Here is a 12,920-nt window from a genome sequence, read left to right on the forward strand (position 1 = left end):
CTCAATTATCTACGTTAAAATCAATGGATATAAATTATTTGTTAGAGGAGCATTTATGGATAAATATGTAAGAGTAAGCGCTGATGGTGTTGTTCTTGAGAATCGCCCACGTGTGCTACGTAATACCTACTTATTGTTAGCTATTTCCATGGTACCTACTGTATTAGGGGCATGGTTGGCATTACAACTTAATTTGTTTGCTACTATGAGTCCTATGGTAAGTACGATTGTGTTTCTTGTAGGTGCTTTTGGACTCATGTTTATGGTTGAGAAAAATCGCAATAGTGCTGCTGGCGTAGGTTTTCTATTGCTGTTTACTTTCTTTATGGGCATGATGTTGTCACGTATTTTGGCAGTTGTGCTTCACATGAGTAATGGTGCGGATATTATCTCCATGGCTTTTGGCGGTACAGCAATTATTTTTGGTGCAATGGCAGCTCTAGCTAGTTCGACCAAACGCGATTTCTCTTTCCTTGGTAAGACTCTTTTTATGGGACTTATCGTGGTGATTTTGGCTTCTTTAGCTAATATCTTTTTTGCAATGCCTGCATTGACATTGGCTATTTCTGTCGCTGCAGCAGTAATTTTTTCGTTATTTATTCTTTTTGATGTTCAACGTATTGTTAATGGTGGCGAGACTAACTATATCTCTGCGACTTTGGCACTTTATCTTGATATTTACAACCTCTTTACGAGTTTGTTGCAGATTTTAGGTATTGTGGGTGGCGACGATTAATTATCTCGTCTCTCTTAAGAAATTGTTATGTTAGGATGGGCAGGTTTATCAACAGATGTACACTTAGGTGTTTCCGACGGTACATTGTTTAGGGTAGAACCTGCCTGTAGTATGTGTAAAGTGAGCTATATGCTTAGGGCAGTTAGTAGCATGAACCCACAGCATTGAGCTAATAACTGTAGCGTTGGACATAGTAGGAATCCCCTTGCGCAAGTATAGGGGATAAAGTCAAGTAACTAGGAATCATCATGAGTGAAATATCATCATTAGCACCGCAAGCGGTTTGGCAATGGTTTGACGCAATTTGTGCCATTCCACATCCCACTTATCATGAAGCGGCTCTGCGCAACTTTATTATGCAAAAAGCTCAAGAGAGAGGGCTTTTTGTTAAGCGTGATGATTTTGGTAATATCTTAATCAAAAAACCAGCAACAGTAGGGTTAGAGCAAGCTCCAAGAGTAGCCATTCAAGCACATATTGATATGGTGGCTCAAAAAGGGGTAAGCAGTACGCATAATTTTGAGACAGATCCGATTAAACCTCATATCAAAGATGGATGGATTTTTGCAGACGACACTACTTTAGGAGCGGATAACGGTATTGGTGCTGCAATGGGGCTGGCAGTAATCTTTTCAGATGATATTCCTCATCCAGCACTAGACCTGATACTTACTGTCGAAGAAGAAATCGGTATGGGTGGTGCTAGGTCTGTCCCAGCAGAGTGGTTGGATGCCCCTTATCTTATCAATCTGGATTCAGAGGACGAAGGGATTTTATTTGCTGGTTGTGCTGGTGGTCGTGACATAAATTTCTTCCTGGATTTCAGTACAACAGCAGTGACTGGGTATACGTATGAAATTGAAGTTTCTGGCCTGAAAGGTGGTCACTCTGGTATTGATATTAACTCGGGTCGTGCCAATGCAAACCTTGTGTTAGCAAGAGTACTCGATAATCTCTTTACCCGCCATGTTTTTCATTTAGCCGATATTAAAGGGGGTAATTTACGCAATGTGATTACCCGTGAGGCGCATGCAGTGATTGTTAGTCCACAGGGGTTAGACGCGAATGTATTAGCTCAAATTACCACAGTCATTGCAGAAGAGCTTAAATCTGTAGAGCATAATCTTGTAATTAAGATTAGTCCACATGAGACTTTAGCTCAGGCTTGTTCTGTTGAAAATACGCGTAAAATTATTGATTTTATCCGTGCGGTGCCTAATGGGGTGCTACGTATGAGTGATGATTTTGCTGGTGTAGTAGAGACTTCAAGCAGTATGGGGGTGCTGTTGGTTAAAGACGGTAAGTTGCATATCCGTTGTTTAATGCGCTCATTGCTAGAAACCCCAAAAGATGATGTGCTTTCACGTATGCAGTCATTGGCACGTTTGTCACAGGTGGAGGTAAGTTTTGATGCTGACTATCCAGGTTGGAAGCCTGAGCCTAATTCAGTACTATTAAATAAATGTCGTACGTTGTTTACACAGTTTTATGGCAAAGAACCTACCATTGAAGTGATGCATGCAGGTTTGGAGTGCGGTATTCTCAAAGGTCAGGCTCCTGCTATGGAAATGATTTCTTTTGGTCCTAATATTCGTGCGGCACATTCTCCCAAAGAATGTGTAGAAATCGCTTCTGTGGAAAAATGTTGGCATGTGTTCTGCGCATTATTGGCTAGTTTTAATGCATAACACTACGACAATTATATAGTTTGCTATAGAGTAAGAAGGGTTGGTTATTTAGCCAACCCTTTACTATTATCACTGAGGCAGTATTGCTAGAATTATCGGGTTATTTAGCTACTGCCGCTTTTACCAATCTCCTCCCAAGGCTTTATAGAGCAATACCATATTTTCATGGTGTTGTAGACGTGCATCAAGTAGGTCTTGTTCTGCTGCTAGCATATCTAGTCGTGCTGTGAGTACATTGTCCAAGGTTTTATTGCCATGCTGGAATAAGATATTTGCCTGATTAGCCTGCTTCTGCTGTTGCAGTACACGGTTTTCTAATAAAGAAACTTTTTGAGTAAAAGCATTGGTAAGCTGATAGTAACTATCGACTTCTGCTAGTGCTTTTAATAAGGCTTTGTCGTATTCAATAAGACTAGCTTTTAGTCGTGCATCCGCAGCATTAATATTGGCTTGGATACGTCCATTGGTGAATATAGGAAGCTGCACTCCTAAACTTATAATACTTGCAAACTCTGAAAAACTGGATAGATCTTGGCTGAGTGAGATTCTGCCACCATGTCCTAAAAACTGTATATCAAAACGAGGGTATAAATCCGCCTTGGCGCTAGCAACTTGGGCTGCTCGGGCATTGACGGCTAAAGAATAGGCTTGTATATCGGGACGACGATTTAATACCTCTCCAGGGAGTTTTCCTGTAGGTGCAGTAGGAGAATGTTTAAGTATAGCAGTGTTGGTATTTAGCTTAAAAGATTGTGGTGTTGCCCCAACCAATACAGCAATTTGACGCTGTATGGAATCGGCCTTGGCTTGTAAGGCTGCTTGATGAGATTGTAGAGTGAGTATTTTATTACTTACTTCATCCACTTCATATTGGGTGACATAGCCAGCATTGAAGCGTCCTTGTACATAACGTTGCAGTTGTTGTAATACAGCGATATTTTTTTGTAGTAAGGCGTACTGCTGTTGTGTGCCATTAAATTGGAAATAATTTTGTGCAACGGCACTGACAACGGCTAATTGAGTGGCACGCCATTGCTCTTCCTTGCTCAAGGCAGCATAGAGAGCAGCTTGTGCATCACTACGTTTTTTACCAAAGAAGTCAGGCTCCCATGAAGCTACTAGATTAACCCCACCTCCTTGAATGCGATCATTATGGTTATTCATGAGTGGTAAATCCTCCAGGCGAGTATCTGCCCGTCCCAATGAACCTGATGCCCCCACTTGGGGCCCCTTGTCTGCTTGTGCTAAACCACTCATAGCCCTAGCTTCTTCAAGACGTGCTTGGGCCAAGGCAATATCCGTATTGTTTTGGAGTGCCATGTCTATTAACTGGTCAAGTTGTGTATCCTGCCATAGCTTCCACCATTGACGCAAGTCAGTCATAGTGTTGGACTTATTAGCAAGAGGACTCATAGTGGGTGAGGTTGATGGCAACTTATCAAACTGAGTCGGAATTTGTACTGAAGATTGCATAGGTACTTCAATCGGGCTGCAGGCTACCAACATAGTTACCCATAAAAGCGATAAAGTAAAATAACGATGTTTCATGATGCTTATCCTTGTCGAGAAAGCATAGTTTTAAACTGAACGAGAGCAATAATTAAGAACAGGGTTCCCATACCAAGCATCTTGATAAGATGTATATGCACCATAGATAAAGGAGCCTGTTTAAATAATACCTGTTGTGCAAAAGTACTAAGAATAGTTTGTGGAGAAAATAGGGTGATATTCTGAATGAGTACAGGCATGTTTTCTACAGGGGAGGTAATACCTGAAAGCATATGCATGACCACATAAACAGGGATGCATAATAACCCAAACTGCGGCATGGTTGGAGCAATAGTGGCTAGCAAAATGCCCAGGGATGCCATAGAAAATAGAAATACTACTACCCCTAGAGAGAATAGAGGAAACACGCGTAGTGGGATTGGTACGTCTAGTCCAATATGTACTACAAAATACAAAGACAAAATGGCAGCAGTAAGAATAATAGCTCCATTGGCTATAATTTTAGATAAAGCGATTTCGCTAGAGCTAACAGGCATTACAAGCAAGTGTTCGATAGTGCCGCGTTCTCGTTCACGAATAACAGCAGCCCCTGAAAGGAGTAGGGTGATAAGGGAGATATTACCAACAACCTGCATAACACTCATAAACCAGCGACTGGTGTGATTGGGGTTATAAAGCACTTCTAGAGTCGGAGTGATAATTCCTGAAGTTTGAGTGTCTTGTCGAAAAAATTTCTGTATTTCCGTAGCAAAAATACGTTGGATATAACCTGAGCCGATAGCCGCCTGTGTCATAGCGGTTGCATCGACAAGGAGTTGAATCTTGGGATTATATCCAGCTAATAAATCCGCTTGATAATTAGGCGGAATATCCAACACAAAAGAGTATTTACCCATATCCATACTACGATCGACTTCTACAGCAGTAATTTCGACAGGAGGTTTAAATTGAGGGGCAAGCAAACTATCTATCAACTGTTTGGAGAGGGCAGAGCGATCGTTGTCTACCACTGCCACTGCGGCATTTTTCAGCTCTGTTGAGGTAGCAGATACCGATGTCCAAATCCCAAAGGTGAAAATATAGATAATAAGAATAAGTAATACCGAATCGCTAAACAGGCTCTTAAACTCTTTACCGGTAAGATACATAATATTCTTTAACCAACGCCACATATTATTTCTCCTGTTTTTTCAATAATATCGTAGCAAAGCCTAGGAAAACACCGTAGAACATGGCTAGCATGGCATAGTTAAGAAAGAAATCTTTGACTCCTAATCCTTTGGTGAACGCCCCCAAACTGATAAGTTGGAACCATGTACCTGGAAAACCGTGACCGATATAGTAAAGATAACTATCCAATGCCGAGGTGGGGTAAATTAAACCTGCAAAATTAATGGTCGGCAACATGGACAAAATGGCTGTGGCAAAAATAGCGGCGATTTGTGATTGTACAAAGCTAGACATAAGTAAACCAAAGCCTGTCGAGGCACAAATAACGAGTAAAGCCCCAATGCTAAGAGCAAGAAAGGAACCTTTAAGAGGTACACCAAACAGTACAATAGCAAACCATACTAGGATTAAGTAACTGACAAAGGATAGCATGATATAAGGGAGCTGTTTTCCCAGTAAGAATTGAAGAGTACTAGCAGGTGCCCCATAAAGATTCATAATAGACCCCAGTTCTTTCTCTCGAACAACTCCTAGTGCTGTCATCATGGCAGGAACTAGCATCATAGCCAGCATAATGATACCGGGAGTAATAGCATAAACGCTACGGAAATCTTGGTTATACACAAAACGAGTTTCTATAGGGGATTCAGAAGAAATGCTAATGTTGTAACGCTTAAGAATATCTTGCATATATTCGAGAATAATACCTTGTACCGAGGCCCCAAGATTCTCTGCTAGAGAGGGATAAGAGCCATCTATCAAGAAAGCTACTTCAGGTTTTTCTTGACGTAGTAACTTTGCCCCATAATGCTCTGGAATTTCGATGACTAGCTTAATTTCTCCCTCTTGCAACAAGTCTGTGGCTTCAAGGGAAGAGTAAATGTTACCTTGATCAATAAAGTAGTGAGAGCCATGAAAATGTTCAATTAAAGCACGGCTCTCAGAGGAGTTATCTCTATCTAGCACCACAAAACGTGTTGGTTTCACATCAAAAGAAATACTGGACGCCATTGTTAATAACATTAATAACGGACCGCCTACAGCAAAGAATAAACGAATACGATCCCGCCAGAGTTCTTTAGCCTCACGGACAGCAAATGCCCACATCAGAGCAAACCAGGCACTAAAGGATGTGGACCGAGATTGTTGGTGTCTGGACAGTGTTTTTGTATTGTTGTTGGTGTTGTTGGTTTCTGTGCTGGGTTGCACAGGTGCTTTCATATTGTTTACAACTGCTTTTGTATGGGTAGAAACATTATCTGATGTTTCTGGCTGCATATCACCGGCTTGCTCTAGATAGCGAATAAAAGCGTCTTCTAAAGTAGAGGTTTGCTGTGCAATGCGTAGTTCTTCTGGTGTCCCTATGGCGAGTACTCGTCCAGCATGCATAAATGAAATACGATCACAACGTTGTGCTTCATTCATAAAGTGTGTTGACACAAAAATGGTGATATGGTCTTCACGCGATAGACGAATAAGATACTGCCAAAATGTATCACGTGCAGCAGGGTCTACTCCAGAAGTGGGTTCATCAAGAATAAGCACCTCGGGTTTATGCAAGCAAGCGGCAGCTAATTGTAAGCGCTGACGTATCCCTAGAGGCAAAGAGGCAGGAGTCTGGTGTGCAAGATTGCTTAATTCAAACTGCTGCATGATTGCTTCAATACGCTGTTTTTTATCAGTTATTTGATAGAGTTTGGCGTGTAACTCTAGGTTTTGGTAGACTGTTAATTCTTCATATAGGGAAAAGGCTTGTGACATATATCCCACGCGTTTGCGGGTGGAAATATCACTGGCATTAATAGGACTTCCCAATAAAGTAGCACTACCCTCTGATGAGTCTAGTAATCCTGTTAGCATCTTCATGGTGGTAGATTTACCGCAACCGTTGGATCCAAGGAAACCGAAAATCTCTCCTTTGGGAATATCAAAGCTGACATGGTCTACGGCAACAAAATCACCGAATTTCTTGCTTAATCCCTCAGCACTAATGGCAGAAGGTGCGTTGGGAATGGGAACAAAAGGAGGAATCTGCAGTCCATCTACAGCACCTTGTTTGTCCTTGGGTAGGAGGCGAATATAGGCTTCTTCGAGTGTCTTGCAACCACTCTGCTCAATGATATTGCGTGTGAGATCGTTGGCAATAATATGCCCATCATCCATGGCAATAAGATATTCAAAATGCTCTGCCTCATCAATATATGCTGTCGACACAATCACGGTCATACCGGGACTTTCTTGGCGTAAGTCATCGACAAGACGCCAGAACTGGCGACGAGATAAAGGGTCTACGCCTGTAGTAGGTTCATCAAGAATCAGTAGCTCAGGAGAATGGATGAGAGCACAACATAAGCTGAGTTTTTGTTTCATTCCTCCTGATAGCTTGCCTGCAGGACGCTCTTTAAAAGGTAACAGCCCTGTAGCAGTCAATAGACGATCTATGCGTTGTTCACGGTAAGCCTTTTCCAGTCCATAAAGGCGAGCATGGAAATCGACATTTTCGTAGATGGAAAGGGTGGGATAGAGGTTTTTGCCTAGGCCTTGAGGCATAAAGGCGATAAGGTGAGCAAGTTCTTTGCGTTGTTTTTTGTCTGTGACATCTTTGTCTAAAACTTGTACTTGCCCTGTTTGTAAAATCTTTACCCCAGCAATCAAGGATAACAATGTAGACTTACCGACCCCGTCGGGCCCTATCAGTGCCACTGTGTGGCCGTAAGGGATTTGTAGGCTTACAGCATCAAGTGCCAAGGTATCACCATAGCGATGACTAAGTTGAGAGACAGAAACGGCATCCATAAATGTTATTCTCGAATATCTGTAACTAGTTTATTTTTTGGGTAGTTTTACAGCGAGATCATCCGGCCATGCCGCTTGAGGGTCGTACTTTACATAGCCTAAAGCTGTCATACCCCCTTTGAATAATCCAGGGTATTGGGTGGCGATGGTATGGTCAATAGAGAGTTTGACTTTAAACATTAATTTGGTACGCTCTTCTTGGGTTTCTACAGATTTTGGCGTAAATTGTGCATCAGCAGCGATAAATTGCACTTTAGCTGGAAAAATTGCATCAATACCCTCAATTTGGATACGGGCTTCATCCCCAATGCGAAGTGGATTGGTTTGCTGTGGAGGCAAATAAATATTGAGATAAGCATCTTCGGTATCTAATAGGCTCATAACCTTACCGCCAGCAGGAATTACCGTGCCTAACTCAGCTATTTTGTATTCGATACGACCATGAATAGGGGATTTGATGGCGTAATCATCCAACATATCTTGAACTTGGGTTTGTTGAGCTTGAGCCTGCTGGATTCCGCTCTCTGCCTCAGATTTGGCTGCCTGTGTTGCATTAAACTTTGCTAACAAGGCTGAATATTGGGTTTGATGACGAGCCAACTCTGTACTAGAAATTAATTTACTTTTATACAGTTGTTGTGCATTATCCAACTCTAATTTAGCTAGCTTAAGTTGTTTATCTACAGCATCTAATTCTGATTTGGCTCGTTGGACGGCTTCTTGGGTTTGGCGTTGTTTTGCTTGGATTTGAGCCATTTGAGCCTTGACTTGTGCATCGTCTAGACGTACTAAAACCTGCCCCGCTTGTACTTCATCTCCTTCACCCACAAGAATCTCTTGTACTCGTCCTGCATAGAGGGTAGCAATATCCAATCGAGTCAGGTTAAGGCGACCATTAACCTGGGCAATCCCTTTGTAATCTGCTTTTTGGAGAGTGAAATTTTGCCATATTCCCACGGCAACTAATCCTAACACCGCTACAGCGAGTAGAATTTTTTTCATAGTTTTGTCCTTGATTTTATTAATTACTTGCAATACTTTATTGTAGGACAACAAACCTTGGCTGACAATTACTTCCTAGCAACTCATTGTATATTATCAATAGACAAACGCCTGTCAAATATGGTTACTAGCCCTTTTCGCTAGTCCTATAAGACAGGCGTGTTAAAAGTATTAGGAAATAGTTATGCTTGTTGAGATTTGACACGTGCTGCGGCCATCTCTTCTGGAGACATCTCAATCTTAACTTCTAATACCTCAAGTGAGTCTTGTTTATCGAGGTTGACTTTAATGTCATCAGGATTAATTTTGATGTACTTAGAAATCACCTCAATAAGTTCACGTTGTAACTGCGGCAAAAAATCAGGTGTGGCACCATCAGTAGTCTCGCGGTCACGAATCAGAATAAGTTTAAGACGATCCTTGGCTACCTCATTGCTTTTCTTTTTCTCACCTAATAAGAATTTAAGAAATGACATAAGTTAGCCTCCGAATAGTTTTTTGAAAAAACCAGGCTTCACATATTCAGTGAAGCGAAGAGGGACCTCTTTACCTAGGTAGCGTTCAACAATGTCCATATAGGCTTGTGCTACTTCTGTCTCGGTATTGTGAATAGCAGGAACACCCATATTAGAGGCTTGTAGGATGTCTTGGGATTCTGGTACAACACCGATAAGATTAATATGAAGAATATCGTTAATATCTTCGATAGAGAGCATCTCACCATCAGCTACACGTTTGGGATTGTAGCGAGTGATGATAAGGTGTGTTTTAACAGGCTCGCCTCCTTCAAGGGCACGTTTGGTTTTGGCTTGAAGAATACCCAAAATACGGTCAGAGTCGCGTACTGAAGAAACTTCAGGGTTGGTTACAACAAGAGCATCATCGGCAAAGTGTAGTGCCATCAAGGCACCGGTCTCGATACCTGCAGGAGAGTCGCATACGATATACTCAAAGCCCATGTCTTTGAGTTCTTTCATGACGCGTTCAACACCCTCTAGGGTGAGAGCATCTTTGTCTCGTGTTTGTGAAGCAGGAAGAATGTAAAGGTTTTCAAGGTTTTTGTCCTTGATGAGAGCTTGGTTAAGAGTAGCTTCTTGCTGAATAACATTGATAAAATCGTAAACAACACGACGCTCACAACCCATGATAAGGTCAAGATTACGCAAGCCAACATCAAAGTCAATAACAGCTGTTTTATGACCTTTCATCGCTAAGCCTGATGCAAAGCTAGCGCTAGTCGTGGTTTTACCGACACCACCTTTACCTGAAGTAACAACAATAACACGAGACATGAATGAATTCCCTCTGAGATAAAAACTATTCCCTAATCTTACCGCAAAATGCACTTAAATATCACTCAATTTGCGGTTTGACAATGAAGAAAATAAGCAAATTATTAAGACTTGATTAAATCAAATGATAACGTTTCGTTTTTAAGACTTACCATCGTAGGTTTTTTTAGTGTATCTGGTGCTCCATCACCATCAAATAGACGGTAAATACCAGCAATAGCGACTAGTTGTGGGTCTAGATGTGTCGTAAAAATACGCGCGTCGCCATTGCCTTTGGCTCCAGCGATTGCACGACCTAATAAATGACCATAAACATGGATATTGCCATCTGCAATGACCTCGGCACCATGACCCACATTTCCTACGATGATTAAATCACCTCCTGCGGCATAGACTCGTTCGCCTGAACGTAACTGACGGTCCACTAGCAAAGTAGCAGCTCCGGAAGCAGCGGGGGATGTACTGGCATTATCTTTATTAGTAGCACTAGTGGCAGGTACTTCACGTTTAGGGGCAACTGGAGCAGTAGATGATTTATCCTGCATGGTTTTTGGGGGCTGAGAGGAAACCTCTTCTGTTGTAGAAGTGGTTTTTTTGCTTAAATCAATATGCTCAAATCCCTCATCAAGTACTGTGGGTAATAAGCGAGCATTGGTATAGATACCAAGTACAGATAGCTTATTTTCCTCTAGAACAGTTGCGAGTTTCTTCCAAGGCAGTGGTTGCACAATGCCATAAGCATCAATAATGATAGATTCTCCATGGAAAAAATCACCAGCATCACTGAAATGCAGACGTAAGGCTTTGACAATGCCACTAAAATCAGTGCTTTTAAGTACTAAACGAAGGTGGTTATTAATTCTTTTAATATCAAAAAGATGTGTGTTAGTACTCATTATGAACCCCATGAGTCGCGTAAGGTTACGCTACGATTAATGATAGGTTTATCGGCAGTCGAGTCTTGGTCAGCAATGAAATAGCCTAGACGCTCAAATTGCCATTGATTGCCTGCACTAGTGTCTAGACCAGGCTCAAGCCATGCTTGTACGGTTTGCAAAGAATTAGGATTTAAAAAGTCGAGATAATTCTTGTCGCCGTAGTCTGGTGCAGGGTCAGTAAATAAGCGATCATATAAATTCACTGTCGCAGGAATTGCATACTTCGTACTTACCCAAGTGATGTTGCCTTTGACCTTAACGCTGTCAGAACCAGGAGTACCACTCTTAGTATCAGGTAGGTATTCTACATGTACCTCGGTGATTTCCCCTTGTTCATTTTTTACAAAACCAGTACAACGTACAACATAGGCATATTTGAGACGTACGGTGTTACCAGGGAATAGTCGGAAGTACTTTTTAGGTGGCTCTTCACGGAAATCATCACGCTCAATCCATAGCTCACGAGTTAAGGGGAATTCCCGTTTCCCTGCTTCTGGATTATGTGGATTGATTGGTGCAAAGCAAGCCTCTTCATGGTCTTCAGGTAGGTTAGTAATGACTAACTTAATCGGATCTAGCACCGCAACAGCACGAGGAGCAATAGGATCCAAGTCATCACGTAAAGCCTGTTCTAAGACACTGTAATCAATGTTGGAGTCTGCTTTAGATACACCAAGGCGCTCAACAAATAGGCGTAGAGCAGCAGGAGTGTAACCGCGGCGGCGTAACCCTACAAGTGTTGGCATGCGAGGGTCATCCCAACCATTGACATAACCTTCTTCTACTAAGCGAAGTAATTTACGTTTGCTGGTGACGATATACTTCATCTTAAGGCGAGCAAATTCGTATTGTTTAGGAAGAGGTTCTTTTAATAGACCAAAAGAGAGCAATTTCTCTAGCAACCAATCGTAGAAAGGTCGTTGATCTTCAAATTCCAATGTGCAAATGCTATGAGTAATCCCCTCAAGTGCATCCTCGATGGGGTGGGCATAAGTGTACATAGGGTAGATTGGCCATGTATTGCCTGTGCGATGATGTTCGGCATGACGGATACGATAAATCACTGGGTCGCGCATATTAATGTTGGGCGACTGCATATTAATCTTGGCACGTAATGCCATGCTACCATTGGGATGCTTACCCTCACGCATTTCTTGAAAACGAGTAAGAGACTCTGCAATGGGACGATCTCGCCAAGGAGAATCAACTCCTGGTTCGGTAAAATTGCCACGCATTTTAGCGATTTCTTCAGGAGACTGTTCGTCCACATAGGCATCGCCATTTTTAATCAAGGCAATCGCAAACTCATACATGTATTCAAAATAATCACTAGCAAAGTAGAGGTTACAATAGCCTTTCTCTTTGTTTTCCCAGTCAAAACCTAACCATCTGACACTATCTTGGATAGTGTCCACATATTCTTGATCTTCTTTTTCAGGATTGGTATCGTCAAAGCGCAAATGGCAAACACCCCCATAGTCACGGGCTAATCCAAAGTTGATAATGATACTTTTGGCATGTCCAATATGGAGATAACCGTTGGGTTCGGGTGGGAAACGAGTACGAATACGAGCTGGATCCTTGGTGCCTGTTTCTTGGACAGAAGCAGGACCAGGTACACCTGCCCAACGTTTGCCACGAAATCGCTCTGCACTTAAGTCATTTTCGATAATAGTACGTAGAAAATTAGAAACTGGTGTTTCTGTAGAATGCGTTGTCATGCTATTGAAAAATTAAGAAAGTTAATGCATTAAACTGTAAAAGCAACATTATAGTATATTGCTCGCTT

At 41.9% G+C, this 12,920-nt stretch carries 10 protein-coding genes; 2 read left to right on the forward strand and 8 right to left on the reverse strand.

All coding sequences use genetic code 11. The annotated features are described in order from the left end of the window. Window positions 1-55: 55 nt before the first annotated feature. Together HKX40_RS06665 and HKX40_RS06670 are read left to right on the forward strand one after the other, a co-directional pair. Entirely contained in the window at window positions 56-736 is a 681-nt protein-coding gene (locus tag HKX40_RS06665; protein ID WP_171588789.1) for a Bax inhibitor-1/YccA family protein, read from the forward strand. 248 nt (window positions 737-984) lie between these two features. Further along, window positions 985-2,424 carry an aminoacyl-histidine dipeptidase gene (locus tag HKX40_RS06670; protein ID WP_171588790.1) on the forward strand — a complete coding sequence of 480 codons (1,440 nt, stop codon included), beginning with the start codon at window positions 985-987 and terminating at the stop codon, window positions 2,422-2,424. Window positions 2,425-2,544: 120 nt separating this feature from the next. On the opposite strand, the gene HKX40_RS06675 is transcribed toward HKX40_RS06670, so the two are convergent. The 8 genes from HKX40_RS06675 to HKX40_RS06710 form a co-directional block, all read right to left on the reverse strand. Beyond that, window positions 2,545-3,972 (reverse strand): TolC family protein, encoded by a 1,428-nt coding sequence (locus HKX40_RS06675; protein WP_171588791.1) that lies wholly within the window; start codon window positions 3,970-3,972, stop codon window positions 2,545-2,547. 5 nt (window positions 3,973-3,977) lie between these two features. Beyond that, window positions 3,978-5,105 (reverse strand): ABC transporter permease, encoded by a 1,128-nt coding sequence (locus tag HKX40_RS06680; protein ID WP_171588792.1) that lies wholly within the window; start codon window positions 5,103-5,105, stop codon window positions 3,978-3,980. Between the two features lies 1 nt (window position 5,106). Next, the gene (gene rbbA / locus HKX40_RS06685) at window positions 5,107-7,899 is read right to left on the reverse strand and encodes a ribosome-associated ATPase/putative transporter RbbA (RefSeq protein WP_171588793.1); all 2,793 of its coding nucleotides are present in this window, start codon (window positions 7,897-7,899) and stop codon (window positions 5,107-5,109) included. A gap of 30 nt (window positions 7,900-7,929) precedes the next feature. Next, window positions 7,930-8,901, reverse strand: coding sequence for an HlyD family secretion protein (locus HKX40_RS06690; RefSeq protein WP_171588794.1), 972 nt, complete (start codon window positions 8,899-8,901; stop codon window positions 7,930-7,932). 182 nt (window positions 8,902-9,083) lie between these two features. Then, the gene (gene minE, locus HKX40_RS06695) at window positions 9,084-9,377 is read right to left on the reverse strand and encodes a cell division topological specificity factor MinE (protein WP_171588795.1); all 294 of its coding nucleotides are present in this window, start codon (window positions 9,375-9,377) and stop codon (window positions 9,084-9,086) included. 3 nt (window positions 9,378-9,380) lie between these two features. Beyond that, window positions 9,381-10,193 (reverse strand): septum site-determining protein MinD, encoded by an 813-nt coding sequence (minD, locus tag HKX40_RS06700; RefSeq protein WP_171588796.1) that lies wholly within the window; start codon window positions 10,191-10,193, stop codon window positions 9,381-9,383. A 104-nt stretch (window positions 10,194-10,297) separates the two neighbouring features. Continuing rightward, a complete protein-coding gene (gene minC / locus HKX40_RS06705; RefSeq protein ID WP_171588797.1) occupies window positions 10,298-11,089 on the reverse strand; it encodes a septum site-determining protein MinC in 792 nt (263 codons plus the stop codon). Then, a complete protein-coding gene (locus HKX40_RS06710; RefSeq protein ID WP_171588798.1) occupies window positions 11,089-12,852 on the reverse strand; it encodes a glutamine--tRNA ligase/YqeY domain fusion protein in 1,764 nt (587 codons plus the stop codon). The genes minC and HKX40_RS06710 overlap by 1 nt, the downstream gene beginning before the upstream one ends. Between the last annotated feature and the right edge of the window lie 68 nt (window positions 12,853-12,920).

Origin of the sequence: Pelistega europaea (assembly GCF_013133775.1) — a bacterium.
GTDB classification, from domain to species: Bacteria; Pseudomonadota; Gammaproteobacteria; order Burkholderiales; family Burkholderiaceae_B; genus Taylorella; species Taylorella europaea.